We start from the raw sequence: 25,180 nt of genomic DNA, 5'->3' as shown, positions 1-25,180 counted from the left end.
TCGTTCTTTCGTCAGTTGCTGGGCCGTTCCCGGCAGACCTCGCGCAGCGCCTCCATGATAGCCAGCGCATCCGAGGAAAGCCAGGCATCCCGTCTGGTCCAGAGCCCCGCAGCACGCGCGGTGGTCAGGATGTCGATGTCCAGCATGGTCAGCCCGTGACCTTGCGGCGTTACCAGCGTTTCCTTGTTGGTGTAGCTGAGGGCGTCGGTTTCCTTGACGATCGCGAGAAGGAACGTGATCGAATCCGCTTCGATGGTTGCTTCCGGCGGCGCCAGGTTGTGTGCCACGAACAGGGCTTCCAGACGTCGACGCGCCCGGGTGACGCGGGCGACCGGCAGGACCCAAGGATAGTGCAGCGTCTGTTCCAGGGATGGCCGCTCCAGCGCGGTCAGCGGATGGTCCGCCCGGCAGAACACGACCAGCTGGTCCGAGGTCAGCATTTCCAGCTTCAGGTCGCTGGACGTGTCGGCGAACGGCAGTTCCGCCACCACGAAATCGAGATCACCCCGCCGCAGCCCCCGCATCAGCGCGTCGTCAAAGCCGCCCACGACCCGGAGCCGCAGCCTCGGGTTCTGGGCCAGCGCCAGCGCGATGGCGCTCGGAAGATGGCTGCGCTGCCAGGAGGGGCCGGCACCGATGTTGACCCGTGCGCCGGCGCCGCCCTTCAGGCTTTCCAGTTCGCCGATCGCGTCGCCGACCTGCACCTGCATCGCCTCGGCGTGGCGCACCAGCCTGCGGCCGAACTCGGTGAGCTCCATGCCCCGGGGCAGCCGCTGGAAGAGCGGCACCCCCAGTTCCTGCTCCAGGAGCTTGATGCTCTTTGTCAGCGTGGGCTGGGTGACGTGCAGTTCCGCCGCGGCGAGCGTCATGTTCCGCCGCTCGGCGATCTTCAGGAAATAGTTGAGCTGGCGAAGGTCCATCTAGGTTCGCTGCCCCATCGGCCGCCGCCAGCCCTGTTGCCGGATCAGATGCCCGAGCGGGCGGAGCGGGACGGATGGCGGCCGCTATGGCTCTTCAACCGAAACGCCAGGACCAGCAGGACAACGCCGATCACGACGGCATAGGCCCCGATCCACCATGCCAGCACCAGGGCGCCGATCAGCGGGCTTACCACCAGCAGGATGCCGTAAAGCGTCGAGGCGATCCCGCCGAATAGCAGCCAGCCACGTCCATGGCTGGTCTTCAGCTTGAACGCGGAGACCAGCATGGTGATCCCCGAGATCAGGGCCCAGGCGGCGATCAGCAGCACGAATGCGACCACCGTGATGCCTGGCCAGACGAAGGCGATGACGCCGATCGCCACGCTCGCGATGCCGTGGGCCAGCAGCAGGCCCCAGCGCTCCCCCGCGCGGGCTCCCCGGATCGCCGCGACGATGGTGAAGATGCCGTCCACCAGGCTGAACGCAGCAAAGATCAGCACCAGCGACAGGATGGTCGCCCCGGGCAGCACGAACGCCAGGATGCCGAACAGGACCGCGAACGCACCCCGCAGCGCCATCGCCCACCAGTTCTGCGCCAGGATGGCGTTCATAGCCTCATGACGGTCGTGCATGGAGGGGGCGAGCGGGTTCATGGGCGTCCTCGCAGGAAATTCACGCTGCCTGAGGCAGCGCCGGGGCGTCCATCTGTAACCTCTCCACCGTCTACCTGTGAACGGCGGCGTCAGGCGGGATGGTGACGGCGCACCTCTTCGACGAAGGCGGCGACCCCGGCCGGGTCCACCTGGTTCCACCACACGCCGTCCCGCTTGAGGCTCGAGCCGACGATGGCGCCATCCAGGTCGGCCATCAGCCGGGCGGCGTTGTCACGGGCAATGCCGCTGCCGGCGATGACCGGCAGGCTGGTGCCCGCTCGCACGGCGGCAATCTCGTCGGCCGGCACCGAATCACCGGTCCGGTTGCCGGTCGCGATCGCCACGTCGGCATCATAGAACTCGGTATCCCGGGCAAGCTCCGCCACCCCGCGGTCGCCGGTGATCGCATGCGCGCCATGCTTGACGTGGACGTCGGCAAAAATGGCGACATGCTCTGCGCCGATCATCCGGCGGAACCGCAGCGCGCGGCCGCTCTCGCCCTGGACCAGCCCCTCGTTGGCGACATAGGCGTTGACCCACTGGTTCACCCGGACGAACCGCGCATCGGTGGCCTTGGCGATTGCCAGCGCCCCAATCGCGCCATTGGCGAGCAGGTCGATTCCGAACGGCAGGTCGACCGCATCGGCCACCGCCCTCACCACCACGGCCATTGCCGCCACGATCTCCGGTCCGATCTCGCCAGGCGGCAGGAACGGGATGTCCCCGTGATTCTCGATCAGAAGACCGTTCATGCCGCCTTTGGCATAGGCTTGTGCATCCTCGACCGCACGCTTCACGATCACCGCCATCGGCTCGCCCTTGTAGCGGGGCGTTCCGGGCAGCGGCGCGCAGTGAACGTTGCCGATCAGCGGTTTGCGCACCTTGAAGATCGCGTCGAGCGGCGAGGGGCGGGCGGGAGCCACGTGCATGGTCGGATCCAGAAGGGAATGATCAGAATTCGGTCGAAGTGATGCTCGCCATGACCCGGGCCAGCCGGGCATCACGCTCCGCCTTGTCCGGGATAGCCGTGTTCAGCGCGCCGCAGGCCTCCACCACATACGAGGCGGCAACCGTGCCCATCGCGGCGCAAACCTCGAAGGGGCGGCCTTCGGCCAGGCCGGCGAGGAATCCGCCGCAGTAGGAATCCCCAGCGCCGGTGGTGTCGACGACCCGGGCGGGGAACACCGGGACGCGGAAGCACTGCCGTCGGTCGGGAACGCACAGGAGCGAGCCCTGCTCGCCAAGCTTCACCGCAATCGGGCAGCCATGCGCCAGAGCCTGCTGCCGCGCCCAGTCCTCGACGTCATCGGGACGCCAGATGCGCAGGATCTCGGCCTCGCTCGGCAGGAACGCCGACAGCTTCGTCAGGAAGCCGAGATCCCGGTAGAGGCTGGCGTCAACATAATCGTCGGCGAGCAGGTCCATGGTCACCACCGGCCTCGATGGCAGCGTGCTCAACAGCGCGGCGTTGGCCAGCGCGCTCTCCGGACCTTGAGGAGCGATATGGAAGCCACTCGCAGCTTCGTAGCAGGCAGGAAGCGGTCCTCGGCCGGCATCCATCTCGGCGGCCGTGGAAGAGGACAATTTGGGGACCTGCTGCTTGTCGCGATCGTTCTCGTGAAGCAGCCAGAGTTGCAGCCCGTTGCCCTCGATCGTGCCGATTCCCCGGCTGTCCAGGCCGCGTTTCTCGATGTCGCTGCGGACCAGGTCCAGGTGACGCCGTCCGGTGATGGAGTGAATCCCGGTCGAGCCATTCCATATATGGGCGCCGACGGCCGAGTAGAGCGCGCCGCCGCCCAGCACGTCACGTCGTACGACATCGCCCAGGATGATGTCGTCGATCGTCAGCCAGCCGATGGTCACGAGCTCGGTCATGCGGTTCGTCCGTGCAGCATGGCGCTCAACTCCCGGTACAGCGGTGCGATCGCCGAGTAGTAGACGAGCGCCTTGGACAGGCTGACAAGGTCGTGCAGGTTGGCACGGGGCTCGCCCTTGTCCAGGTGCCGGTTGAACCCGGCAAAGCCCAGCAGGAGAATGTTCGGGGTCTTCAGGAGCACGCTGACGTCGTCGCTGCGCGACGTGTAGGCGTTGTTGGACTCCTGCACGGGCACGCCCAGCCCATCCAGGATCTCGATGAAGGCCTGGGCCAGAACGTAGAGATGCGGTGGTGTGACCGCGCCGCGCGCCAGGCTGGAGAACTCTGCCAGCACGGCGCCTTGCCCCAGCCTCGTGCTGTTCTCCACCCCGCCCCGGGTGTCGGCATGCGCATCGCCGCCAGCCTGCTGCACGTCGGCGATGATCGCTATCTCGGGCACCGGCAGAAGATTGACGATCCGGGTCCCGCCCCGGCCCATCACCTGGCTGCCGGTGCCACGTGGCCCCTCTTCCTCGTCGGGGAAGGCGAGCATCGCCTCGATCCCGGCCGCGGCCATGACCGGCGCCGCCACGGCAAGTGCCGCGACCGCGCCGGCGTTGTCGACATGGCCCACAAAGTCACCCTGCTCGTTGAGGTCTCGGCAGGGCGCCACCATCACGACCCGGTCGCCGACCCGGATCGGCTGGCCGGGATCGTCGGGATGGAAGAACGGCTCGCCGTCGCTGGTCACGAGCTGACCGGTGCCGACCCTCCGGTAGCCATTGCCCGCCAGGTCATAGCGATAGACTTCGGCCGGGCGGCTGCCTTCCTCGATCAGGTGATAGCAGAACGGCACCAGCGGATGGCGATCGCCCTGGCGCGGCTGGATCAGGTAGCTGATCGTATCCAGGTGAGCAAAGTACCAGACCGGCTTTGCCAGCCGGTCGTCCCCGGTGAGGATCACCGTGCTGCCGGTGTTCTCGAAATTCTCCTTCAGGTGCAGCCCGGCCTGGGGCAGCGCTCCGTCGCCCGAGAGCAGGCGCTTCAGCACCGGCGTGCGCATGGCGGCGGCGGCCGTGGAAGGGGCCGGCGTGTCGGCGATGGCGAAGCAGTAGCGACGGACCCGCTCCAGGGTGATGTGCGCGTCCACGCTCGGCCGCAGCGCCTCCAGCACCGGCAGGATCCGTTCTCTGACCATGTCCATGGATGCGCTTCCTCAGCTCCGGCTGGCCCGGCTCATGCCAAAGACCGCGACCACGATCAGGGCACCCTTCACGAGCTGCTGTACGAACGGATCGACCCCGTTCAGGTTCAGTGTGTTGGCGAGCACGCCGATGATGAGCGTACCGATGAACGTGCCCCAGACGGAGCCGCGCCCGCCGAACAGCGAGGTGCCGCCGACCACCACCGCGGCGATGGCGTCCAGCTCGTAGCCCTGGCCGGCAATGGGAGTGCCGATGCCAAGCTGCGAGGCGTAGACGACGCCGGCGAGCGCGGCGAGCGTGCCGGAGATCACGTAGACCAGGGCCTTGTACTGGCGCACCGGGACGCCCGACATCCGGGCTGCTTCCTCATTGGAGCCGATGCCATAGACCGAGCGGCCGAACGGGGTCATGCCGAGGACGAAGGCACTCGCCAGCAGCGTGGCGATCAGCACCAGGGCCGGGATAGGCACGCCCAGGACGTAGCCGTTGCCAAAGTTGTAGAAGGTCTCGTCCAGGATCGGGACGGGGGTGCCACCCGTATAGATGAAGGCCAGGCCACGGGCGAAGGACAGCATGCCCAGGGTCATGATGAAGGCGGGGATTCCGGCATAGGCGACGCCGATGCCGTTCACGAGGCCGGCTCCCGCGCCGGCCACCATGCCGAGCGTGATCGCTGCCGGAAGCCCGAAGCTCTCAAGCAGGCCCGCATACAGCACCACCGACAACCCGAGCACCGAGCCGATCGACAGGTCGATCCCGGCGGTCAGGATCACGAAGGTCATGCCGAGCGCCAGGATCCCGACGATCGAGACCTGGCGGAGCACGTTCAGGAGGTTGGGGACGGTCAGGAACCGGTCCGACAGGAACGAGGCGATGACGATCAGCACGATCAGCGCGATCAGGCCGCCGAGCCGGCCGGCGCCTACCGCCCGCAGCTTCGATCCAAGTCCGGGAAGGGTGGTGTCACGCGGCAAGTGCTGCTGACCTCATGATGGTGGCCTCGCTGGCTTCGTCACGGGAAAGGGTGGCCGCCACCCGGCCACGGCGCAGGACGACGATGCGGTCGGACAGGCGCAGGACCTCTTCCATCTCCGAGGAGATCAGCACGATCGCCACGCCCCGGGCGACAAGCTGCTCGATGAGAGCATAGATTTCCTGCTTGGCGCCGATGTCGACGCCCCTGGTCGGCTCGTCGACGATCAGGATCCTGGGATCGACGGCCAGGGCGCGTCCGATCAGCACCTTCTGCTGGTTGCCGCCGCTCAGGAACCGGATCTCGGTGGCCATGCCGGCGGAACGGACATCCAGCCGGCCGATCATTTCCTGGACGTAGGTCCGCTCGGCGAGGAGGTTCAGCACCCCCATCCTGGTGAAGCGTCGCAGGTTGGAGATGGTGGCGTTCTCCCGCACCGGCCGGTTCGGCAGGAGGCCCTGCGCCTTGCGATCCTCCGTCAGGTAGCTGATCCCCAGACGGGCTGCAGCACCTGGATCATTGATCCGCACTTCCTGGCCGGCGACCCGGATCGATCCGGCGCCTGGGCGGCTCAGGCCCACGATCGCGCGCGCAACCTCGGTACGGCCAGCACCGACCAGCCCGGCAAGACCAACGATCTCGCCTTCGTGCACGGCAAAGGACACGTCCTCGAACTCGCCGTCCCGGGTCAGGCCGTGCAGTTCCAGCGCAGGCTTGCCGGAACTGCGCTCCTGGCGGGCATGGGCGGGGAACTCCCGGCCGATCATCCGGCCGACCAGCCATTCCTGGTCGATCTCGCCAATGGCGGCCTCGCCGGTCTTCTGACCGTCGCGGAGCACCGTCACCCGATCGCAGATCCGGAAGACCTCTTCCAGGTGATGGGAGATGAACACGATGCCGAGGCCCTGGTCCTTGAGGCGGGCGACCAGGTCGAACAGGGTCGCGACCCGCTTCTCGTCGAGCACCGCGGTGGGCTCGTCCAGGATCAGGACCTTGGCCTGGAGCGAGATCGCCTTGGCGATCTCGACCATCTGCTGCTGGGCGATGCTGAGACGGCCGACCAGCACGGCCGGATCGATCTCGATCGAGAGGCTGTCCAGGAGTTCCGCCGACCGGCGGCGCATCTGGGCCGTATCGACCGTGCCCAGCCGCGTCGTGGGGAAATGGCCGAGAAAGATGTTCTCGGCCACCGAGAGATGCGGCGCCAGCGACAGTTCCTGCTGAATCACCACGATGCCGCGCGCCAGGGCGTCCCGCGGCGAGCGCAGGCGGACAGGCTTTCCGTCGACCAGGACCTCGCCGCGATCCGGCTGGTAGACGCCGCCCAGCACCTTGATGAGCGTCGACTTGCCCGCACCGTTCTCGCCTATCAGCGCCTGGACTTCGCCGGCATGTACCGCGAAGTCCAGGTCCCGCAAGACGATGTTGCCGGAGAACGATTTACTCAGCCCGCGGACGGCCAGGAGCGGCGCTCCCGGCCTGCCGGCAGCGGTCAGAGGCACGGGTCCGGCGTCGGCTCGAAGTCACCCCAGCCCCGGCCGATCCACTCGTCGGCGTTGGCGGCGGTCACCACCGGCGAGTCCGGCAGGGCCAGGTTTTTCCCAGGCTGCGCATAATCCTCCGCATCCGGGATCTCCTTGCCGGTCAACTCGTAGAGGACCGCGCGCAGGCCGATGTCGCCGATGAACGGTGTGTAGTTGCCGTCCGCGCCGAACGTGCCGGCCTTGACCGCCTTGAAGCCCGCGTTGGAGCCGTCGAACGTGTAGTGCTTGATCCCGTCCTTGCAGCGGTTCGCCCGGGCGATCGCCAGCTGAGCGCCCCAGGACGACTCTTCGGCATGGGAGAACACCGCGTCGATCTCCGGGTACGCGGTCAGCCAGTCCTCCATCAGCGGCACGGACGGCTCGCGGATCCACTGGCCGTCGCCCGTCACCAGGACCTCGATGTCAGGATAATCGGCAAGCACGTTCAGCATGCCCTGGTTGCGGTCGACCGCGGGCGAGGAGCCCTGCAGGCCGGTGATCACCACGATCTTGCCCTTGCCGCCCAGGTCCTCGGCCATCTTCTCGGCGACACCCTCGGCCATGGTGACGTTGCTCTGGCCGATGAACAGGGTCTTGTCGGTGGGCACGTCGCGGTCGAGCACGACAAGCGGCAGCCCCTCGCTCATCACGGCTCGGCTGGCCGGCACCAGGGCGGCGGACTCCACCGGGCTCATGATCACCGCATCGACACCGCGGGCGATCAGGTCGCGCACGTCGTTGTTCTGCTTGGCTACGTCGACATTGCCGTCCAGCACGATCAGTTCGACGTTCGGATGCCGGCAGGCTTCGGCCTGCAGCGACTCCAGCATGGAGACACGCCAGGGGTGGTTGAAGCCGGTCTGCGAGAAGCCCACCGTGATCGACTTCTCCTCACCGTCCACCAGCACCGGACCTGCCTCCAGGGGCAGGATGTCGGTGAACGGCAGCTTGTCATAGCGCGCCGCCAGTTCGTCACAGGTGGCGTTGGTGATCGGCTGGCGCTCCTGCGCCGACACGGCCGCCAGCGGCAGCATCACGATTGCCGAGGTCAGCAGGCAGAGACGTTTCAGCATGGCGCGTTCTCCCACGCAGGGGCCGGAGGATGTTACTGGTGAGGGCTCCGTACCGGCATTTGTGTCAGGGTAGTAACACCCATGAGGCTGTCAACACAGGATCGAGTCTCGAGCGGCAGAACCCTTATCTGGTTAATTGGCTGCCTCTTCATTGGGATGGATGCTGCTTCCTGAAGCAGGAGGTGCTCCGCATCTGCTGCGACCGAGTGCGCTTATTCTAACAATTGTCACGGCGGTAACAGGTCTGTATCTCTGCCGGCAACTCGGTGCTGGAGCGGTCTTGGCGATGGCTATCGGAAAGCAGCAGCGGATCGCCGCTCTCATGGAGCAGGTCGCGCGACAGGGCATGCTCGGCCTCAAGGAGGCGGGGGACCGTCTGGGCGTTTCCGAAATGACGGTCCGCCGCGATGTCGCGGCCACGGATGGCCGCCTGTCGATCCTGGGCGGCTACATCATGCCCGAACGGGCGATCCCGCCGGTGAACGGCATCCAGCCGGTGCAGGAGGACGCCCGGACCGCAAAGATCAAGGCGTGCGACTGGGCCTGCAGCCTGATCGAGCACGAGGATACCCTGTTCGTGGATTGCGGGACGACCTTGGCCCATCTGGCCAGGCAGCTTCCCCAGGACCGCCGCCTCACCGTCGTCTGCTATGCGTTGAACATTGCCGAAGCAGTGGCCCGTCGTCCTGGCATCCGCATGGTGCTGATGGGCGGCCTCTACCATGAGGATTCCGGGTCGTTCGAGGGCGACAGCGGCTTGGCGACCCTGTGCTCGGTCCGGCTGAACAAGGCTTTCATCTCGGCGGGAGGCATCCATCCGACTCGCGGCGTGAGTTGCACGAACTTCCATGAGGTGCTTGCCAAGCAGGCGGCGATGGAGAACGCCCTGACGTCCTACCTGGTGGCCGACAGCAGCAAATTCGGCCGGCTGACCCCTGCCTATTTTGCGGAACTCTCCGCCTTCGCGGCCATCGTGACGGAAGCGGGCATCAGCAACCCGAGCAAATGGACCGCACCCTGATCCATTGCGGAATATATCAGATTAAACTGTTGCGATCCCAGATTCGGCTGTTACATCCAGGCGCAGATAACATCATGAACTGGGAGGCGGGATGCGTGGCGAGGTGCGCCGGGAGGCGCTGCTTCAATACCTGCGCATCCATGAGAATGCCTCGGTGGAGGATCTCGTCGCCGAGATGCGCGTCAGCAAGATGACGGTGCATCGCGACCTTGACCGGCTGGTGGAGCAGCGTCTGGTCCGAAAGGTCCGTGGCGGCGTCACCCTGACCACCAGCATCGTGTTCGAGGGGGACTACGCCTACCGCGAGCGGCAGAACCGCGAAGAAAAGGCGGCGCTCGCTGCCCGGATCGCCGACCAGGTCGAGCCCGGCATGGCGATCATCCTGGACGATTCGTCGACCGCCGCCAGCATCGTTCCATTCCTGGACAGCAAGCGCCCGCTCACCGTGATCACCAATGGCCTGAAGGTGATCGAGAGTTTCCGCCGGGTCGACGAGGTGACCCTGATCTCGCTCGGCGGCACCTATGATCCCGTTGGGAACGCCTTCTTCGGATTGATCTGCGAGGCCGGGGTCGGCCGCCTGCGCGCCGATCTTGCCGTCTTCTCGACCTCGGCGGTCCGCGGCACCAGCGCCTATCTGCACGATCCCGACATCATCCGGGCCAAGCTGGCGATGAAGGCGGTGGCCGAACGCTCGGTGCTTGCCTTCGATCGATCCAAAGTCGGTCGTTCGGCGCTGAACCTGTTCGCCCCGCTGCGCGACTTCGATAGTGTGCTGGTCACCGAAGGCCTTGCGCCGGATGTGCATCAGGCGCTGCAGAGGGACGGGGTGCGGCTCGAGCCGGTTCCGTGGCAGGCCGATCCCTAGATTTCAGCGAGTGTTCGAGGGAGGAAATATAATGAAGACGAAACGACGGATCAGCAGGAATTGGAGCGGCGCCAGTGCCGCTGTCATGCTGGCGGTGGCCGGCCTGAGCAGCCCGGCATCCGCCGCCGAGACGCTGACCTTCATCTGGCATGCCGGCACCTGCGCGGATGCCGTGGTCGACATCGCCAAGGACTACCCGGACAAGAACGTCACCATCGTGCCGGCGCTGGTCCCCTATGGGCCAGAATGGCACAACAAGATCGCGTCGGAGTTCGCGATCCAGGGCGACGGCTTCGACTTTGCCATGTGGGACAGCCAGTCCACCGCCGAGTTCGCCGGCGGCGGCCATGCCTATTCGATCAACAAGGTCTTTGAGGATTCTGAGGTCCTCAAGCCGGAGCTGTTCGATCCGGCGTCCCTCTCGCGCTATGGCGAGTATCCGGATGGCTCCGGCAAATACTGGGGGCTGCCGATCAACCAGGACGCCTACGGCTTCATGTGGCGCAAGGACCTGTTCGAGGATCCGGAGGAGCAGGCGGCCTTCAAGGAAAAGTACGGCAAGGATCTAAAGGTCCCCCAGACCTACCAGGATGCCAAGGAGATCGCCGAGTTCTTCACGCGTCCGGACGAGGGCCTGTTCGGCTGGGGGCAGATGGGGGGCCGCGAATACGATTTCGCCACCACCGCCTCGAACTCGTTCATGTGGTCGTTCGGCGGCGAGCTCTACAACCCGGAGACGTTCGAGGCGGAAGGCTACCTGAATTCCCCGGCATCCGTGGATGGCGTGCAGTTCTATGTCGACATGTTCGACTACGGCCCGCCCGGCAGCCAGAACTGGGGCTATGACGAGGTCAGCGCTGCGTTCCAGCAGGGCAAGCTCGCCATGGCGATGCAGTGGTACTACTTCAACGGCTCCAATTCCGACCCGAAGATCAACAAGTATGCCGACGTGACCGGTTTCGGCAACCTGCCGGGCGCCATCGGTCGGGACGGCAAGTTCCGCCGGCAGTATTCGGTCGGCGGGCAGGGGATGGGCATCAACACCTACTCCAAGAAGATCCCGCAGCTGGTCAAGTTCATGGAGTGGTACTTCCAGCCCGAGCAGCAGAAGCGCTACGCCGCGGTCTGCCAGACCGGCCTGAAATCGGTGCTGGACAGTCCCGAGTGGCAGGATCTGAACAGCTACAACAAGCAGTTCGCCCAGGCGCTGGAGTACACCAACGACTACTGGCATCTGCCCGAGTACAACGTCCTGCTCGATATCCTGCAGGAGGAGGTCTCCAACGCGATCTCGGGCAAGAAGACCGTCCAGGAAGCGCTCGACGAGGCGGCCGAGCGCCATGAGGAGGTCTTCGAGGATGCCGGCTATGAGATCGTCCGCTCGGACGAGACGCCGGAAGTGCCGGATACGGTGATCGCACCGGTCGGCAAGGACGAGGTCGAGGAACTTCCGACCGAGTGACCGACCGGGGACGACGCCCACCGAGGTGGGCGTCGTCCTGACCCAAGCCACGGACGAGATCCTAGCCCATGTCGCTTCATCGCCAACCGATCGTGCTGCCGGCGATCGTCATCGGCATCTACATGCTCTACGCCTGCGGGCCGCTGCTGTGGCTGGTGCTCTCGTCCCTGAAGGATCGCCAGGAACTGTTCACCTGGCCGCCCAGCTTGATCTTCTCGCCTGATCTCACCGGCTATCGCGCGGTGTTCGGCCTGGGCGAGGCCGCGCAGACCGCGACGGCCATGGGACTGACCGACGCGCTGATCAATTCAGTGGTGATCTCGGTGGTCGGAACGGCGCTGGCCGTCGCGTTCGGTACCTTGGCCGGCTATGCCTGCTCGCGCTTCGCCTTTCGCGGTCGCGACGACTTCATGTTCTTTGCGCTCTCCACCCGGATGATCCCGCCGGTGGCGGTCCTGGTGTTCTACCACGTGATGTTCTCGCGCCTGGGCCTGTCGGATACCCGCACCGGCCTGATCCTGGTGATGATCTTCATCAATCTCGGTCTCGCCACCTGGATCATGAAGGGCTTCTTCGACGGGGTGCCGGAGGAGATCGAGAACATCGCCCTGGTGAACGGCTACACCCGTCTCTACGCGTTCTGGCACCTGGTCCTGCCGATGGTGCGCGGCGGGATCGCCGCTACCGCGGGCTTCTGCTTCATCTTCGCCTGGAACGAGTTCGCCTTCTCCACGATCCTGGCCACCACCCAGGCCAAGACCCTGCCGGTCAAGATCTCCTCGGCGACCGGCGCCACCGGGATCGAGTGGGCGCAGATCTGTGCGGCCGGCGTGGTGCTGGTAATCCCGGTGGCGATCTTCTTCTGGATGATCCGCAAGTACCTGTTGATGGGCATGACGTTCGGCGTGCTGGGGAGGAGCCGGACATGAGGCAGGCTATCCCCATGGCCGCGACGCCCGGCAAGAAGATCCCCAAGGCGGTTTCCGACCGCACCATCTGCGGCCTGTTCATGCTGCCGGCGCTGGCCATCCTGATCCTGATGGTGGCCTACCCGTTCATCTCGCTGCTCTACTACTCGACCCTGAACTTCTCGATCCTGAACCCGGCCAAGGGTTCGGAGTTCATCGGCCTGGACAATTACATCCGGCTCCTGTCGCGGGATTCGATCTGGGAGCGCTTCATCTTCACCGGGCAGTTCGTGCTGGCCACCGTGGTGGTGCAGTTCCTGCTCGGCGTCGCGGTCGCCTATGCCTTCCAGCGCAATTTCAGGGGCCGCGACCTGCTGTTCACGGTCGCCATGCTGCCGATGATGCTCTGCCCGATCGTGGTGGGCTTTCTCTGGCGCTACATGTTCAACTCCGAGTGGGGCGTGATGAACTATCTCGTCACCCTCCTGGGCTTCGAGAAGATCGACTGGCTGGGCGTGCCGACCAACGCGCTCTGGGCCGTGGTCATCGCCGATGCCTGGATGTGGACGCCGTTCGTGATCCTGCTGGCGACCGCGGCCTTCCGCGGCATCCCCACCGACATCAACGAGGCGGCCGAGATCGACGGCGCCTCGCCGTTCTTCCGCTTCACCCGCGTCACCTTGCCGATGTCGATGCCGATCCTCCTGATCGCCTTCCTCCTGCGCCTGATCGACGCCTTCAAGCAGTCCGACCTGTTCTTCGCGATGACCGGGGGCGGGCCCGGCTCGGACACTGAGACCGTCGCCTTCCGCCTGGGCAAGATCGCGTTCAGCCATTTCTATACCGGCCAGGCTTCGGCGTTCGCGGTGATCATCCTGGTGATCATCACCGGGCTGTCCCTGATCTTCGTGCGGCTTCTCACCCAGCAGGGCAGGCAGGACTGACATGGCGCGCGTAGCACTGGAGAACCTGTCGGTCCGCTTCGGCGCCGTCGCGGCGGTCGACGACATCTCGATCGCCTTCGAGCAGGGCGAGTTCGTGGTGCTGCTCGGCCCTTCGGGATGCGGCAAGACCACCACCCTGCGCTGCATCGCGGGCCTGGAGCAGCCGACCTCCGGCAAGATCCTGTTCGACCAGGACGAGGTCTCTCACCTGCCGCCCCGTGTCCGTCAGGTGGCGATGGTCTTCCAGTTCGTCTCGCTCTACCCGCATCTCAGGGTGCGCGACAACATCGCCTTCCCGTTGCGGGCGAGGGGGGAGAGCAAGGCTGACATCACCCGCAAGATCGCGTGGATGAACAAGATCTTCGACCTGGACGAGATCCTCGACCGCCGCCCGGGCACGCTGCCGCCAGGCGCCAGGCAGAAGGCGGCGCTCGCCCGGGCAGTCGTCCGCGAGCCGCGCGTCCTGCTCCTGGATGAGCCTCTGTCGGCGATCGACGAGCAGTTCCGCGAGGAGATGCGCTGGGAGCTCCGCCACCTTCAGAAGGAGCTGGGCATGACGACGATCCACGTCACCCACGACCAGCGTGAGGCGATGTCGCTGGCCGACCGGGTCGTTCTGATGCGCAACGGCAAGATCGTCCAAGCCGGTCCGCCCGCCGAGCTGTTCGACGATCCGGTCGACGAGTTCGCCGCCCATTTCATCGGCTCGCCCAGCGTCAACCTGATCGATGCGGCCTTCACCGATGAGGGGGTCGTGCTCGGCGATGCCCAGGTCCCGATTCGCCTGCCGGACCGGCACCTGGCTGCCCTGCGCAGGAGCGGGCTGCCGCGCGGCAAGGTCGGCATCCGGCCCCATTCGCTCACCCCCGCATCCCAGGGTGACTATGGCGCCATCCCGGTGCATCGTCCTACGAGCTACGCCATCGGCCGGGAGCGCTTCGTCGACTTCGAGCTGTCCGGACAGGTCTGGAAGGGCGTGCTGCCGCCCGGTCCGGAAGATCAGGTGCCTGATACGATGCATCTCGATCCCGCCAAGATCTTCTACTTCACGCCGGATGGCGTGCGACTGCCGGTGGCCTGAACAATGACGGTGCTCCGACTGAACGGCCTGTCCAAGTCCTTCGGCATCAAGCAGGCGCTGCGCGACATCAGCTTCGACCTGGAAGAAGGCGAGGTCCTGGCTCTTCTTGGCCCGACCGGCGCCGGCAAGACCACGACCCTGCGCTGCATCTCGGGCCTGGAGAAGCCGGACAAGGGCTCCGTTCATCTGGACAACCAGGACGTCACCCACACCTCGCCGCGCGAGCGCGACGTGGCGGTGGTGTTCGAAGGGTTCAACCTGCTGCCGACTCTGCCGGTGTTCGACAACATCGCCTTCCCGCTGCGCTCGCCGATCTATCGGCGGCCCGAGGACGAGGTGAAGCGCGAGGTCGATCAGGCTGCCCGGACGCTGCGCATCGCCCACCTCTTGGACCGGCGGATCGAACAGTTGTCCGGCGGGGAGAAGCAGCGGGTCGCGATTGCCCGTGCCTTGGTGCGCCGGCCGCGCGTCTATCTGCTGGACGAGCCGCTCTCGGCCCTCGACCTGAAGCTGCGGGAAAGCCTGCAGGGCGAGATCAAGGCGATGTACCAGGCGACCGGTGCGACGGTGGTCTATGCCTCTCACGACTATCCCAGCGCCGCCGCGATTGCGACCCGCATGGCGCTGATCGAGAACGGCAGCATCCTGCAGTGCGCCACGATCGGCCAGATCATCGAGGACCCGCAGCATGCCTCGGTGGGCAAGCTCGTCGGCAGCCCGTCCATGGCGCAGTTCCCGGCCCGGACCGGCCGCGACGGCACCGGCATCGAGGGATTGCCGATCGTGCTGCCGCCGGTTGGCCCGCAAGGGCAGGAACTGATCGTGGGCATCTGGCCGGAGGACCTGGAACTGTCGGTGAAGGCCGCCCACGGCTTTGTCGAGGGCAAGGTCTGGGCCACCGATTTCCGCGGCCGGGACAAGGCCATCGAGATCCGTGCCGGCGGCCATCGCTTCCGCAAGGTGGTCGAACTCGACCTGTCGGTGCAGCAGGGCGATTCGATCTGGTTCCGCCTGCCGCCGGGCAAGGAGTTCCATTTCGATGCCGGCACCGGCAAGCGTGTCGGCCCGCCCGAAGGCAGGAGAGCCGCATGACCCGCCAGACCTGGTATCACGTCGCCACGGCCGCGATCCTGCTGGGCGTCGTGATGATGTGCCAGCCCTTCTCCGAGCTGCTGTACAGCTCCGGCTTTCCGGTCATCCTGGCCGGCGTGATCCTGTTCATCGTGCTGGATCACCTCTCGCCGCCCAAGCCCACCTCCGACCCGAATTCCTGAGGCCTCCATGTCCAAGATCCAGAAGATCATCAACGACCCCGAAAACATCGTTGCCGAGGTGCTCGACGGGCTGGTGCTGGCGTCGCATGGCAGGCTGCGCAAGCTCGACGACGTGCCCGTCCTGATCCGGTCCGAGATCGAGGAGGGCAAGGTGGCGCTCCTGGTCGGTGGCGGGTCCGGCCACGAGCCGATGTACTCCGCCTATGTCGGCAAGGGGCTGGCCGATGTCAGCGTGGCCGGCAACATCTTCGCCTCGCCGCCACCGAACTTCATCCACGAAGCCACCAAGGCCGCCGACCGTGGCAAGGGGGTCCTCTATCTCTACGGCAACTATGCCGGGGACGTGCTGAACTTCGACATGGCCGCGGAGATGGCGGCCGAGGACGGGATCGAGGTGCGGACCGTCCTGGTCACCGACGATGTGGCCACGCCGGACCTCGAGGGGCGGCGCGGCATCGGCGGTGCCTTCTACATGGTCAAGATCGCCGGTGCGGCCTGCGCCGAGGCGAAGACCCTGGAGGAAGCCGAGGCGGTGGTGCGCAAGGCCCAGGCCAACGTCCGCACGATCGGGGTCGCGGTACGGGCAGGCTCGCTGCCCGAGACCGGCGAGCCGACCTTCGAGCTGGGAGAGGGCGAGATCGAGATCGGCCTGGGCGTTCACGGCGAGGCCGGGGTGGAGCGCTCGGACCTGATGCCCGCCGACGAACTGACCACCAAGATGATCGACCGGCTGGTGCGCGACCTGCCATTCCAGAAGGGCGACCGGGTCGCCATGCTGCTCAACAACCTGGGCGCCACCACCCAGATGGAGCTTCTGATCGTCAACCGCAGGGCTCGCGCCCTCCTGGCCGGGTACGGGATCGAGGTGGCGCGCACCGACATGGGCGCGTACTTCACGTCCCAGGAGATGGCCGGCTTCTCGATTACCCTGGTCCGTCTCGACGACGAGCTGGAGCGCCTGATCGAGGCGCCCTGCCAGTCGCTTCCGTTCACCCAGCACTGAGGTTCCCGATGTCCGACCGCCTCACCGTCGACCAGACCAAGGCCGCGCTCCTGGCCGCCGCCGACGCCATCATCGCCAGCACCGAGCGCCTGACCAAGGCCGACCAGGCGATCGGCGACGGCGACCATGGCCTCGGCATGGCGCGGGGCTTCAAGGCGGCCAAGGAGGCGCTCGACAAGAAGCCTGCCGCTACGGTGGGCGACCTATTCAAGACGGTCGGCATGGCGATCGTCAGCACCAGCGGCGGCGCCTCCGGCGCGGTGTTCGGCACCTTCTTCACCGGGGCCGGCAAGGTGCTGCCGGAGGACGGGCTGGATGCCCCGGCCTATGCCACGGCGCTGGAAGAGGGACAGAAGGCGGTCCAGGCGCGCGGCAAGGCCGAGCCCGGTCACAAGACCATGCTCGACGCGCTGGCGCCGGCGGCCCAGGCAGCGCGCTCCTATGCCGAAGCCGGCCTTCCCGCAGCCGCCCGGGCAGCTGCCAAGGCCGCCGAGGAAGGAGTGGAGAAGACCAAGGACATGGTGGCCCAGTTCGGCCGGGCGCGGACCCTGGGCGAGCGTGCCCTGGGCCATCCCGATCCCGGCGCGATCTCGGTCAGCATCATCCTGGACGCGTTCGCGACCGCCACCGAGGCATAGGTCGGACCTGACGGGACCACCGCCGGAAGCCTGCATTGGCGGTTGACTTCGAGTGCGCTCGAACTCGTATGAGCCTGATCGTCCATGACGTCGAAGGCAGGCGATGAGGATCGGTGAGCTGGCACGGAGGAGCGGCCTCAGCGCCCATACGATCCGCTACTATGAGCGGATCGGGCTGTTGCCGTTCGCCGTGCGCACGCAGGCGAAGCAACGGGACTATGACCCCTCCATCCTGGTATGGATCGAGTTCCTGGGCCGCCTCAAGACCACCGGCATGCCGATCCGCGAGATGCTGCACTACGCACGTCTGCGTATGGCGGGCGCCGGAACCGCAAGCGAGCGCCAGGCCATCCTGCGGGCGCATCGCGAGCGGGTGCGTGCCCACGTGGCCGAGCAGCAGGCCTGCCTTCGCGTCCTCGACAGCAAGATCGCCAGTTACGGCGGTCTGGATGCGGAGGAGATCGACGATGCAGAGCAACCAGGTGGACGACCGCTACACGCGCGGCGCGCGGGCGCTGGCTGAGATCGACGGGAAGGCCGGCGAGCGGGTGATCGAGGCGCTGGCCGAAATTGCGCCCGATTTCGCGAAGATGCTCATCGAGTTCCCGTTCGGGGACGTCTACACGCGGCCGGGCCTCGACCTGCGCAGCCGCGAGATTGCCACCATCGCGGCATTGACCGCGATGGGCACAGCAACCCCGCAGTTGAAGGTGCATATCGAAGCCGGGCTGAACGTTGGTCTCACCCGTGACGAGATCACCGAGACCATCATCCAGATGGCAGTCTATGCCGGCTTCCCGGCAGCGCTCAACGGGCTGTTCGCCGCCAAGGAGGTGTTCGCGGCGCGGGAGTGACTTTGGCGTGCGCAGCTGGGTTCTGCCCGGCTGCGCCGCCTCATTTCAGGACTCCGGCCGCTGGATGGTCACGGCCGCTGCTTCACTCAGGATGACTTCGACCTGATCGCCCTTCTTCAGGCTGCCAGCCAAGGCTCGCATCTCGGGCCGCTGGATCTCGGCGGTACGCTGCATACCGTTCGGGCCGGTGAAGGTGACGATGTGGGTCGACGGGTCGTAGTCCTCGACGGTGACGGTCGTGGTGACGGTGCTGCCGGCAGCGACACCCGGCTTCCCTCCCTCGGGGGCTGCCATCACGCCCTCGTCCAGGACAGCCGTGGGCACAGCGTCGCTGCCTATCTTGGCTGCGCTGATCGAGGCCACGTAGGTCACGACGACCTGGTCGCCGATCTGGACCTGCGGGAGGTTCTTCACCTCGGCGGGCGCATAGACGACTTCCTTGGTGCCATCCGGACGGCGCAGGGTCAGGATGCGGCTGCTCATGTCGACGCCTTCCACCGTGGCCAGAACTTCCTGGCTGACCTCCGACACGGTGGTCGGAGCGGTGGAGGCGGTCGCGGCAGGTGTACCTGAGCCCATGTCCGGACTACAGGCTGCAACGAGGGGCAGCGAGACCGCCGCGACGGCGGCAAGAACAAGACGCATGACGCTCTCCTCGGTTCGGCCGGTCCGATCGCCACGGCTTCCTGCCGTGCTGGCGCTTGTCCGGCTCTGCCGGAAGACTGCCTGATCCGGGCGGACAGGGCGAGGGGATCGCATTCAGCCGGAGAGGCTGGCGACATCCTGGGGAAGGCCGGGCGCTTCCGGAGAATCAAGCGGCCTGGGGCACCCTATGCCATCGTCGGAAGTGGTCGACGATGCGCTCCTCCAGCTCGTCCAGGGCCAAGGACCGGCGACCCGCCGCACGCTGGATCAGGATCTGCACGTCCGGCAGCTCCGGAAAGCCATCGGCACGGCCGAAGCTGCGCAGAGAGGGCGTGAGGTTGCTCGCGGCCAGGCAGGACACGGCAAGCCCGGCATCCATGGCCGCGTAGATTCCCGCGATCGATACCGAGACGAGGGCAATGCGCGCCTGCCGTCCCTGCTCGGCCAGGCTGCGCATCATCGCCTGGCGAAAGCAGCAGTGCTCGCCGAACACGGCAAGGGGCAGCGGATCGCGCTCGTGGATGCAGTGCTGCTTGGAACCCATCCACATCAAAGGTTCGGTATGCACGATCGTGCCGCCGACCTCGCCATTCCCGCGGGTGGTCAGGGCGATGTCCACACTGCCCTCACGAATCCGCTGCGAAAGCGCCAAGGAAGGTTCGCAGACAACGTTCAGGGTGAGTTTCGGATGAGCTTCGGTGAACAGGCTCAGGATCGATGGCAGGTAGGTGGCCGCATAGTCATCGGGGGTGCCGATATTGACCTCGCCCGCAAGTTCGCGCTCCGAGAATTCCGCGATCGCTTCCCGGTGCGCGCGCAGGATGCGGCGGGCGTGCAGCAGCAATGCCTCGCCTGCAGCGGTCAGGGTGACGGTGCGTCCTTCCCGGAGGAACAATGGGCGGCCCACCATCTCCTCCAGGCGCTTGATCTGCATGCTGACCGCCGACTGGCTGCGCAGCACACGTTCGGCAGCGCCGGTGAAGCTGCCGGTCTCCGCGATCGCCACGAGGGTGGCAAGCAGGTCAGGATCGAGCACACGGTCCATGACAATCTCGCATCAACATCATTGAACTGAACGATCAAAATTATGCGTTGGATTGATGGCTTCAGACAAGCCAATCTTCGGAGCGTGAGGTCGTCTCGACCTCGAACACCTGGAGACGAGTGATGTATGCCGAGAGCAGCCGGCAGGTGAAGTCCCATGCCCTGCCATCGACCGCGCAGTTGGTTTCGACTGCGAAGATCGCGCCGAAGGTCAGCCAGGCAAGGGTCAGCGACCGCAACCGACCGGCCGGCGTCATCCCGTTCCTCATGCGCCTCTGGTCGGACTGGCGCGCCCGACGCGATCTGCAGCGCCTGCCCGACCATGTCTTGAGCGACATCGGCCTCAGCCGGGCCGATGTCGAGCGTGAGACGCTCCAGCCGTTCTGGACGCCTCTCGACTATGATACCCTGGAGACCCAGCGGCGGCGGGCGGCGATGAGCCGGTCTCCTCGCTACTACTGACGACCCGCACAGGGTGCAGCGTACCACGCCCGGGCATGACGAGCCGGGCGTGGACGCTTGCGTTTCTTCCGGCGATCCGCTCAAGAGCCCTGGGTCGGTCATGCCCAGGAGATGAGGATGCAGCGCGAATTCGACCTCGTTGGATTTGGTGAGCCCCTGATGGAGTTCGCGGAGGTCGAGCGGGCCGGAGAGCGGCTGTTCCTGCCGGGGCTGGGAGGCGACACGTCGAACGTCATCGTCGCGGCCGCCCGCCAGGGGGCCAGGACCGCCTTCATGGGAGCCGTCGGCGACGATCCATTCGGCCGCGCGTTCCTGGATCTCTGGGATCGGGAAGCCGTCGATCGCAGTTTCGTGGCGGTCCCCAAGGACAGCCAGACCGGAATCTACTTCATCTCCTATGGGCCGGACGGGCACGAGTTCTCGTACCGGCGCGCAGGCTCAGCCTCGGCCTTGGTCAAGGCCGATGACGTGCCGGCGGACCTGATCCGCCGTGCCACCGCGATGCATGTGTCCGGGATCAGCCAGGCCATCTCCACATCCGCCTGCGATGCGGTCTTCCATGCGATCCGTGTGGCCCGCGAGGCGGGCACCATCGTTGCCTACGACCCGAACCTGCGCCTGCGCCTCTGGCCGCTCGACCGGGCTCGGGCGATTGTCGATGCCACGGCGCGTTCGGTCGACCTGCTGCTGCCGGGCCTGGACGATGCCCGCCAGCTCACCGGACTGGACGATCCGGAAGCCATCTGCCGCTACTATCTCGCCCTGGGCCCGGCTGTGGTGGCGCTGACCATGGGCAAGAACGGAACCATGATTGCTACCCCGGAGCGGGTCGAGGTCATTCCGGTCTGCAAGGTGGAGGCGGTGGACGCGACTGGGGCAGGGGACGTGTTCGACGGCGCGTTTCTGGCGAGCTGGCTGAAGGAGCGCGATCCGTTCGCTGCGGGCCGTTATGCGAATGCGGCAGCAGCACTGTCGACCCTGGGCCATGGCGCCGTTGCGCCGATCCCGCGTCGCGCCCAGGTCGAAAAGTTCCAGGCGACCGGAGCGGTCGACTAGAAGCGCGGCCGCCGCTTCGCCACGAAGGCGGCGTAGCCTTCCCGGAAGTCGCTGGTAGCGGTCGCACCATCGCGCAGCTGGTCCATCCATGGCTGCTGCGCGACCTCTGCCGCGGCAGCATCGACCAGGAGCTTGCTGGCCCGGTGGGTCATTGGCGACAGGTCGGCGACCTCCCTGGCCAGCGCTTCGGCCGCGTCGACCGCCGGTCCATCGCTTTGGCGTTCTGCCAATCCGATCCGCAGGGCCTCGTCGCACCCCACCACCCGCGCCGAGAAAAGCATCTCCTTTGCGCGTGCCGGGCCCACCAGCCGCACCAGGGAGCGCGTCTCGCCGATGCCGTAGACGAGGCCGAGCTTGGCCGGAGGCGCGCAGAACCGGGCGCTAGGCGAAGCGACCCGCAGATCGCAAGCGGTCGCCAGCATCAAGCCGGCGCCGAAGCAGGGTCCGTCCACCGCCGCGATCGTCGGCATCGGCAGGTCGCGGATCGCCTGCAACGCAGTATCCACCAGCTGGTGGAATCGATGGGTTGCCGCCTGATCGACCAGGCAGTTCTGCAGCATCTCGATGTCGTTGCCCGAGCAGAACGCGCCGTCTGCTCCCGTGAGCACGAGCGCGCGGACATTCTCTGACAGCACCCGCTCGGTCGCCAGATGCACGAGGGTCTCCCACATCCCGGCGGTCAGCGCGTTCCGGCGCGAAGGCCGGTGCAAGGTGATCCGGCCGATCCCGCCGTCCTTGGACCAGCGGACATGGTCATCGTTGGGCATGGTAGAGGCAGGCGCTCCGTCTTGAGGTCAGGTGGCTATCGGTGGCCTTGGGCCATATCGGTTGCTTTCGGCCGTTCCCGGCGTGAACAGGAGCCAGAGGGAGAAGCCCAGGCATCCAGCGAGCAGGAATACCACGCCCAACCCGTCCCACAACGGATCGTCGGAAGCCAGCAGCGTCACCCCGAGCAGGGCTGCCAGGAACGGGATGACCTGAAGCCAGCCGCTTCGGTCCATGTCGTGCAGGCGCTGTGCTGTCAGGCAAATGTTGACCCAGCCTCCGCCGATCGAGCAGCCGGCGACGATGAGGGAGGTCAGCAGCCCTTCCATTGAGCCTGCGATCGCGGTGATGATTCCGATGCCAATGTTCACGAACAGGAAGTTCATCAGGAACGACAGGCGGCCACGCCGGCCGACCGTCGAGAACCATTCCGGGCGCTCGGCCGGCGCCGCATCCTCGTCCATGCGTTCAACCCTGGGAAAACATGGTGTGGTAATAGTCCAGGACCGGCTCGCTCCGTCTAAGCCTCGTGAACATGGCGTGGACTTGGCCTCGATGATGGGTCTGGTGGTTGAAGGCATGAGTCAGCACGTGCCGCAAAGGCGCGCTCGATTGTTCTCCATCCATCGAGGTCCAGGCGAGAGGAGCGGCCAAGCGATCATCGTCCAGGCACATGCAGATCACCGTGATGCGCCGGGCCGGTCCATGGACAGGAGATGGTTGAGCTTGGCGTGGATTGCATCGAAATAGCCGCCGAGCTCCCTGCGGTAGTCCTCATCCGGCAGGTCCGCCACCGCCCTGTACAGCACCCGGTTCGCCTACTCGTTGTAACGGGCAAGGGTGCGGAAATGGTCAACCAGTAGGCTCATGGTCGGATCTGTGGAAGGAGCAAGACGAGCCGGTTGTCTGCATGCTCTATCAGTCGTCATAGGAATGGCCGGCACGCAGGCCATCACGGATGCGCTTCGAGATCTCGGCGAACTTGGCGGTTTCCCGGATGTCGAGCGTGCGGTCCCTTGGGAAGTCGCTGTCGATGACCTCCAGGATCCGGCCGGGCCTCGGCGACATCACCACGATCCGCGTCGACAGGAAGGCCGCCTCGGCAATCGAGTGGGTCACGAACACGACGGTCTTGCCAGTGCTGCGCCACAGTTGAAGCAACTGCTCGTTCAGGTGATCGCGGGTAATCTCGTCGAGCGCCCCGAACGGCTCGTCCATCAGCAGGAGTTGCGGCTCGAAGGCCAGGGCGCGGGCGATGGAGACCCGCTGCTGCATGCCGCCGGACAGCTGCCAGGGATATTTCTTCTCGAAACCTTCCAGATTGACCAGCTGCAGGTTGCGCCGCGCCCGCTCCCGACGCTCGGCCGAGCCGATCCCCATGATCTCGAGCGGCAGGGTCACGTTCTTCTCGACCGTCCGCCAGGGATAGAGGGCAGGGGCCTGGAACACGTAGCCGTAGCCACGTTCCTGTCGATTTCGTTCCGGGCTGACCCCGTTGACCGAGATCGTCCCTCCGGTCGGCTGCTCCAGGTCGGCAATGACCCGGAGCAGGGTGGTCTTGCCGCAGCCGGATGGCCCGATCAGCGAGACGAATGCGCCCTTCTCGATCGGCAACGACACGTCGGAGAGGGCATGGACCGGCCCATCGGCTGTCTGGAAGACCAGATCGAGGCCGCGCGCCTCGACCACCGGATGGTCCGTCGCCGTCGAACGCGTTGTGGTCGAGCTTTGCACCTTGTCCGATCCCGCTGTCGCCCCCCTTCAAGCCTAGGGGCAGGCGCCCGCGCCGCCTAGAGCCGGTGCGGGCGCCTGTCTCTTGGGCCGGATCAGCTTGCCAGCCGGTCCACCGCCTGTGCCTGCCGCGCCCGGCGGGCCTGGACGCCCTTGGCGAGTATTTCCAGCACGGCCACCGAGGTGTCCCAGTCGATGCAGCCGTCGGTGACGCTCTGCCCGTAGACCAGCGGCCTGCCGGCGGCCAGTTCCTGCCGCCCCGCCACCAGGTTGCTTTCGATCATGACGCCCATGATCCGGGTTTCGCCGGCTGCCACCTGCCGGGCCACGTCCTCGAGCACCAGGGGCTGGTTCTCCGGCTTCTTGGAACTGTTGGCATGGCTGGCATCGACCATCAGCCGCTGGTTGACCTTGCAGCGGGCCGCCTCCTGGCAGGCTGCCGCCACGCTGGCCGCATCGTAGTTGGGCGTCTTGCCGCCACGGAGGATGATATGGCAGTCCTCGTTGCCGGCGGTCGATGCGATGGCCGAAAGCCCCTCCTTGGTGACCGCCAGGAAGTGGTGCGGGCTGGATGCCGACATCACCGCTTCCGCCGCGATCCGCACATTGCCGTCGGTGCCGTTCTTGAAGCCCACTGGACAGGAAAGGCCGGAGGCGAGTTCGCGATGGACCTGGCTTTCCGTCGTGCGTGCGCCGATCGCCGCCCAGGCGACCAGATCGGCGATGTACTGAGGGGTGGTCATGTCGAGGAATTCGCAGGCCGCCGGAATGCCCAGGTCGTTGACATCGCAGAGCACGCCGCGGGCCAGGCGCAGGCCCTTGTCGATCCGGAAGCTGCCATCCAGGTCGGGGTCGTTGATCAGACCTTTCCAGCCGACCGTGGTGCGCGGCTTCTCGAAGTAGACGCGCATGACGATCTCGAGCTCGCCCGCAAAGCGCCGGCGCTGCGTGGCCAGCCGCTCGGCATAATCCAGGGCGGCCTTGGGGTCATGGATCGAGCAGGGACCGATCACCACCGCCAGCCGGTCGTCGGTGCCATGCAGGATCCCCTGCAGCGCCTGGCGTCCCTCGACCACGGTGCGGGTCGCGGCATCGCTGCGCGGCAGCTCGCGGATCACGTCCGCGGGTTTGCTCAGTTCCTTGATCTCTCGGATGCGTAGATCGTCGGTGGTCGTCGACACGGTATGTACTCCTGAAGTCGGGCCATACCGGCGGCAACAAA

Annotated in this window: 30 protein-coding genes; 14 read left to right on the top strand and 16 right to left on the bottom strand. The window is 66.3% G+C overall.

The window, feature by feature from the left end:
* Positions 1–11: 11 nt before the first annotated feature.
* From GEMRO_RS0104185 to GEMRO_RS32315, 8 genes are all read right to left on the bottom strand, one after another.
* Complete coding sequence (locus tag GEMRO_RS0104185; RefSeq protein WP_027133015.1) at positions 12–920, bottom strand: LysR family transcriptional regulator; 909 nt, start codon at positions 918–920, stop codon at positions 12–14.
* Between the two features lie 44 nt (positions 921–964).
* Positions 965–1,573: an HdeD family acid-resistance protein gene (locus GEMRO_RS0104180; RefSeq protein WP_027133014.1), complete on the bottom strand. Its 609-nt coding sequence runs from the start codon at positions 1,571–1,573 to the stop codon at positions 965–967.
* An 89-nt stretch (positions 1,574–1,662) separates the two neighbouring features.
* Positions 1,663–2,502, bottom strand: coding sequence for a BtpA/SgcQ family protein (locus GEMRO_RS0104175; protein WP_027133013.1), 840 nt, complete (start codon positions 2,500–2,502; stop codon positions 1,663–1,665).
* Between the two features lie 22 nt (positions 2,503–2,524).
* The gene (locus GEMRO_RS0104170; protein ID WP_027133012.1) at positions 2,525–3,448 is read right to left on the bottom strand and encodes a carbohydrate kinase family protein; all 924 of its coding nucleotides are present in this window, start codon (positions 3,446–3,448) and stop codon (positions 2,525–2,527) included.
* Positions 3,445–4,632: a hypothetical protein gene (locus GEMRO_RS0104165; protein ID WP_027133011.1), complete on the bottom strand. Its 1,188-nt coding sequence runs from the start codon at positions 4,630–4,632 to the stop codon at positions 3,445–3,447. The genes GEMRO_RS0104170 and GEMRO_RS0104165 overlap by 4 nt, the downstream gene beginning before the upstream one ends.
* A gap of 12 nt (positions 4,633–4,644) precedes the next feature.
* On the bottom strand, positions 4,645–5,568 hold the full coding sequence (locus GEMRO_RS0104160) for an ABC transporter permease (RefSeq protein ID WP_027133010.1): 924 nt from the start codon (positions 5,566–5,568) through the stop codon (positions 4,645–4,647).
* Between the two features lie 28 nt (positions 5,569–5,596).
* On the bottom strand, positions 5,597–7,108 hold the full coding sequence (locus GEMRO_RS27470) for a sugar ABC transporter ATP-binding protein (RefSeq protein WP_205624893.1): 1,512 nt from the start codon (positions 7,106–7,108) through the stop codon (positions 5,597–5,599).
* Entirely contained in the window at positions 7,099–8,202 is a 1,104-nt protein-coding gene (locus GEMRO_RS32315; RefSeq protein WP_027133009.1) for a substrate-binding domain-containing protein, read from the bottom strand. Before GEMRO_RS32315 ends, GEMRO_RS27470 begins: the two co-directional genes overlap by 10 nt.
* A 160-nt stretch (positions 8,203–8,362) precedes the next feature.
* Between GEMRO_RS32315 and GEMRO_RS0104145 the strand changes: the two genes are divergently transcribed.
* The 12 genes from GEMRO_RS0104145 to GEMRO_RS0104090 all read left to right on the top strand — a co-directional run bounded on the left by GEMRO_RS0104145 (position 8,363) and on the right by GEMRO_RS0104090 (position 18,255).
* A complete protein-coding gene (locus GEMRO_RS0104145) occupies positions 8,363–9,223 on the top strand; it encodes a DeoR/GlpR family DNA-binding transcription regulator (RefSeq protein ID WP_240476592.1) in 861 nt (286 codons plus the stop codon).
* Between the two features lie 91 nt (positions 9,224–9,314).
* Positions 9,315–10,091 (top strand): DeoR/GlpR family DNA-binding transcription regulator, encoded by a 777-nt coding sequence (locus GEMRO_RS0104140; RefSeq protein WP_027133007.1) that lies wholly within the window; start codon positions 9,315–9,317, stop codon positions 10,089–10,091.
* Between the two features lie 31 nt (positions 10,092–10,122).
* A complete protein-coding gene (locus GEMRO_RS0104135) occupies positions 10,123–11,553 on the top strand; it encodes an ABC transporter substrate-binding protein (protein ID WP_169728308.1) in 1,431 nt (476 codons plus the stop codon).
* Positions 11,554–11,621: 68 nt separating this feature from the next.
* Positions 11,622–12,482: a carbohydrate ABC transporter permease gene (locus GEMRO_RS0104130; protein ID WP_027133005.1), complete on the top strand. Its 861-nt coding sequence runs from the start codon at positions 11,622–11,624 to the stop codon at positions 12,480–12,482.
* Complete coding sequence (locus GEMRO_RS0104125) at positions 12,479–13,405, top strand: carbohydrate ABC transporter permease (protein ID WP_084506509.1); 927 nt, start codon at positions 12,479–12,481, stop codon at positions 13,403–13,405. Before GEMRO_RS0104130 ends, GEMRO_RS0104125 begins: the two co-directional genes overlap by 4 nt.
* Position 13,406: 1 nt before the next feature.
* Positions 13,407–14,486, top strand: coding sequence for an ABC transporter ATP-binding protein (locus tag GEMRO_RS0104120; RefSeq protein WP_027133003.1), 1,080 nt, complete (start codon positions 13,407–13,409; stop codon positions 14,484–14,486).
* Between the two features lie 3 nt (positions 14,487–14,489).
* Entirely contained in the window at positions 14,490–15,578 is a 1,089-nt protein-coding gene (locus GEMRO_RS27460) for an ABC transporter ATP-binding protein (protein WP_051328672.1), read from the top strand.
* On the top strand, positions 15,575–15,760 hold the full coding sequence (locus tag GEMRO_RS27455; RefSeq protein WP_035484720.1) for a hypothetical protein: 186 nt from the start codon (positions 15,575–15,577) through the stop codon (positions 15,758–15,760). The genes GEMRO_RS27460 and GEMRO_RS27455 overlap by 4 nt, the downstream gene beginning before the upstream one ends.
* A 7-nt stretch (positions 15,761–15,767) precedes the next feature.
* Positions 15,768–16,763: a dihydroxyacetone kinase subunit DhaK gene (locus GEMRO_RS0104105; RefSeq protein WP_027133002.1), complete on the top strand. Its 996-nt coding sequence runs from the start codon at positions 15,768–15,770 to the stop codon at positions 16,761–16,763.
* Between the two features lie 8 nt (positions 16,764–16,771).
* Positions 16,772–17,401 (top strand): dihydroxyacetone kinase subunit DhaL, encoded by a 630-nt coding sequence (gene dhaL / locus GEMRO_RS0104100; protein WP_027133001.1) that lies wholly within the window; start codon positions 16,772–16,774, stop codon positions 17,399–17,401.
* A 103-nt stretch (positions 17,402–17,504) separates the two neighbouring features.
* Complete coding sequence (locus GEMRO_RS0104095) at positions 17,505–17,924, top strand: MerR family transcriptional regulator (RefSeq protein WP_027133000.1); 420 nt, start codon at positions 17,505–17,507, stop codon at positions 17,922–17,924.
* Positions 17,869–18,255, top strand: a complete 387-nt coding sequence (locus GEMRO_RS0104090) for a carboxymuconolactone decarboxylase family protein (protein WP_027132999.1) — start codon at positions 17,869–17,871, stop codon at positions 18,253–18,255. The genes GEMRO_RS0104095 and GEMRO_RS0104090 overlap by 56 nt, the downstream gene beginning before the upstream one ends.
* A gap of 45 nt (positions 18,256–18,300) precedes the next feature.
* On the opposite strand, the gene GEMRO_RS0104085 is transcribed toward GEMRO_RS0104090, so the two are convergent.
* Positions 18,301–18,900, bottom strand: a complete 600-nt coding sequence (locus GEMRO_RS0104085; RefSeq protein WP_157505449.1) for a hypothetical protein — start codon at positions 18,898–18,900, stop codon at positions 18,301–18,303.
* A 166-nt stretch (positions 18,901–19,066) separates the two neighbouring features.
* A complete protein-coding gene (locus tag GEMRO_RS27450; RefSeq protein ID WP_051328671.1) occupies positions 19,067–19,945 on the bottom strand; it encodes a LysR substrate-binding domain-containing protein in 879 nt (292 codons plus the stop codon).
* A 122-nt stretch (positions 19,946–20,067) separates the two neighbouring features.
* Here GEMRO_RS27450 and GEMRO_RS35120 point away from each other — a divergent pair, with 122 nt between their 5' ends.
* Positions 20,068–20,406: a DUF1127 domain-containing protein gene (locus GEMRO_RS35120; RefSeq protein ID WP_035484715.1), complete on the top strand. Its 339-nt coding sequence runs from the start codon at positions 20,068–20,070 to the stop codon at positions 20,404–20,406.
* A 117-nt stretch (positions 20,407–20,523) separates the two neighbouring features.
* Complete coding sequence (locus GEMRO_RS0104070) at positions 20,524–21,462, top strand: sugar kinase (protein ID WP_027132997.1); 939 nt, start codon at positions 20,524–20,526, stop codon at positions 21,460–21,462.
* Here the strand turns inward: GEMRO_RS0104070 and GEMRO_RS0104065 are convergent.
* The 6 genes from GEMRO_RS0104065 to GEMRO_RS0104040 all read right to left on the bottom strand — a co-directional run bounded on the left by GEMRO_RS0104065 (position 21,459) and on the right by GEMRO_RS0104040 (position 25,139).
* Positions 21,459–22,229 (bottom strand): enoyl-CoA hydratase/isomerase family protein, encoded by a 771-nt coding sequence (locus GEMRO_RS0104065; RefSeq protein WP_027132996.1) that lies wholly within the window; start codon positions 22,227–22,229, stop codon positions 21,459–21,461. The two genes, GEMRO_RS0104070 and GEMRO_RS0104065, sit on opposite strands and share 4 nt — an antisense overlap.
* A 27-nt stretch (positions 22,230–22,256) precedes the next feature.
* Complete coding sequence (locus GEMRO_RS0104060) at positions 22,257–22,691, bottom strand: DUF805 domain-containing protein (protein WP_027132995.1); 435 nt, start codon at positions 22,689–22,691, stop codon at positions 22,257–22,259.
* Positions 22,692–22,695: 4 nt separating this feature from the next.
* The gene (locus GEMRO_RS35900) at positions 22,696–22,854 is read right to left on the bottom strand and encodes a DinB family protein (RefSeq protein WP_407645418.1); all 159 of its coding nucleotides are present in this window, start codon (positions 22,852–22,854) and stop codon (positions 22,696–22,698) included.
* 53 nt (positions 22,855–22,907) lie between these two features.
* Complete coding sequence (locus tag GEMRO_RS33240; protein ID WP_084506507.1) at positions 22,908–23,036, bottom strand: hypothetical protein; 129 nt, start codon at positions 23,034–23,036, stop codon at positions 22,908–22,910.
* Positions 23,037–23,145: 109 nt separating this feature from the next.
* Complete coding sequence (locus GEMRO_RS0104045; RefSeq protein ID WP_027132993.1) at positions 23,146–23,916, bottom strand: ABC transporter ATP-binding protein; 771 nt, start codon at positions 23,914–23,916, stop codon at positions 23,146–23,148.
* A 137-nt stretch (positions 23,917–24,053) separates the two neighbouring features.
* The gene (locus tag GEMRO_RS0104040) at positions 24,054–25,139 is read right to left on the bottom strand and encodes a 3-deoxy-7-phosphoheptulonate synthase (RefSeq protein WP_027132992.1); all 1,086 of its coding nucleotides are present in this window, start codon (positions 25,137–25,139) and stop codon (positions 24,054–24,056) included.
* Positions 25,140–25,180: the final 41 nt, after the last annotated feature.

It is taken from the genome of Geminicoccus roseus DSM 18922 (assembly GCF_000427665.1).
Lineage (GTDB): Bacteria > Pseudomonadota > Alphaproteobacteria > Geminicoccales > Geminicoccaceae > Geminicoccus > Geminicoccus roseus.
This window is presented reverse-complemented; position numbering and strand designations above follow the sequence as displayed.

What these genes read in the sequence shown, in the direction of transcription:
- GEMRO_RS0104185 (WP_027133015.1), bottom strand. Translation starts at nt 920, where the DNA reads ATGGACCTTCGCCAGCTCAACTATTTCCTGAAGATCGCCGAGCGGCGG.
- GEMRO_RS0104180 (WP_027133014.1), bottom strand. Translation starts at nt 1,573, where the DNA reads ATGAACCCGCTCGCCCCCTCCATGCACGACCGTCATGAGGCTATGAAC.
- GEMRO_RS0104175 (WP_027133013.1), bottom strand. Translation starts at nt 2,502, where the DNA reads ATGCACGTGGCTCCCGCCCGCCCCTCGCCGCTCGACGCGATCTTCAAG.
- GEMRO_RS0104170 (WP_027133012.1), bottom strand. Translation starts at nt 3,448, where the DNA reads ATGACCGAGCTCGTGACCATCGGCTGGCTGACGATCGACGACATCATC.
- GEMRO_RS0104165 (WP_027133011.1), bottom strand. Translation starts at nt 4,632, where the DNA reads ATGGACATGGTCAGAGAACGGATCCTGCCGGTGCTGGAGGCGCTGCGG.
- GEMRO_RS32315 (WP_027133009.1), bottom strand. Translation starts at nt 8,202, where the DNA reads ATGCTGAAACGTCTCTGCCTGCTGACCTCGGCAATCGTGATGCTGCCG.
- GEMRO_RS0104145 (WP_240476592.1), top strand. Translation starts at nt 8,363, where the DNA reads ATGCTGCTTCCTGAAGCAGGAGGTGCTCCGCATCTGCTGCGACCGAGT.
- GEMRO_RS0104140 (WP_027133007.1), top strand. Translation starts at nt 9,315, where the DNA reads ATGCGTGGCGAGGTGCGCCGGGAGGCGCTGCTTCAATACCTGCGCATC.
- GEMRO_RS0104135 (WP_169728308.1), top strand. Translation starts at nt 10,123, where the DNA reads ATGAAGACGAAACGACGGATCAGCAGGAATTGGAGCGGCGCCAGTGCC.
- GEMRO_RS0104130 (WP_027133005.1), top strand. Translation starts at nt 11,622, where the DNA reads ATGTCGCTTCATCGCCAACCGATCGTGCTGCCGGCGATCGTCATCGGC.
- GEMRO_RS0104125 (WP_084506509.1), top strand. Translation starts at nt 12,479, where the DNA reads ATGAGGCAGGCTATCCCCATGGCCGCGACGCCCGGCAAGAAGATCCCC.
- GEMRO_RS0104120 (WP_027133003.1), top strand. Translation starts at nt 13,407, where the DNA reads ATGGCGCGCGTAGCACTGGAGAACCTGTCGGTCCGCTTCGGCGCCGTC.
- GEMRO_RS27460 (WP_051328672.1), top strand. Translation starts at nt 14,490, where the DNA reads ATGACGGTGCTCCGACTGAACGGCCTGTCCAAGTCCTTCGGCATCAAG.
- GEMRO_RS27455 (WP_035484720.1), top strand. Translation starts at nt 15,575, where the DNA reads ATGACCCGCCAGACCTGGTATCACGTCGCCACGGCCGCGATCCTGCTG.
- GEMRO_RS0104105 (WP_027133002.1), top strand. Translation starts at nt 15,768, where the DNA reads ATGTCCAAGATCCAGAAGATCATCAACGACCCCGAAAACATCGTTGCC.
- dhaL (WP_027133001.1), top strand. Translation starts at nt 16,772, where the DNA reads ATGTCCGACCGCCTCACCGTCGACCAGACCAAGGCCGCGCTCCTGGCC.
- GEMRO_RS0104095 (WP_027133000.1), top strand. Translation starts at nt 17,505, where the DNA reads ATGAGGATCGGTGAGCTGGCACGGAGGAGCGGCCTCAGCGCCCATACG.
- GEMRO_RS0104090 (WP_027132999.1), top strand. Translation starts at nt 17,869, where the DNA reads ATGCAGAGCAACCAGGTGGACGACCGCTACACGCGCGGCGCGCGGGCG.
- GEMRO_RS0104085 (WP_157505449.1), bottom strand. Translation starts at nt 18,900, where the DNA reads ATGCGTCTTGTTCTTGCCGCCGTCGCGGCGGTCTCGCTGCCCCTCGTT.
- GEMRO_RS27450 (WP_051328671.1), bottom strand. Translation starts at nt 19,945, where the DNA reads ATGGACCGTGTGCTCGATCCTGACCTGCTTGCCACCCTCGTGGCGATC.
- GEMRO_RS35120 (WP_035484715.1), top strand. Translation starts at nt 20,068, where the DNA reads ATGTATGCCGAGAGCAGCCGGCAGGTGAAGTCCCATGCCCTGCCATCG.
- GEMRO_RS0104070 (WP_027132997.1), top strand. Translation starts at nt 20,524, where the DNA reads ATGCAGCGCGAATTCGACCTCGTTGGATTTGGTGAGCCCCTGATGGAG.
- GEMRO_RS0104065 (WP_027132996.1), bottom strand. Translation starts at nt 22,229, where the DNA reads ATGCCCAACGATGACCATGTCCGCTGGTCCAAGGACGGCGGGATCGGC.
- GEMRO_RS0104060 (WP_027132995.1), bottom strand. Translation starts at nt 22,691, where the DNA reads ATGGACGAGGATGCGGCGCCGGCCGAGCGCCCGGAATGGTTCTCGACG.
- GEMRO_RS35900 (WP_407645418.1), bottom strand. Translation starts at nt 22,854, where the DNA reads ATGGATGGAGAACAATCGAGCGCGCCTTTGCGGCACGTGCTGACTCAT.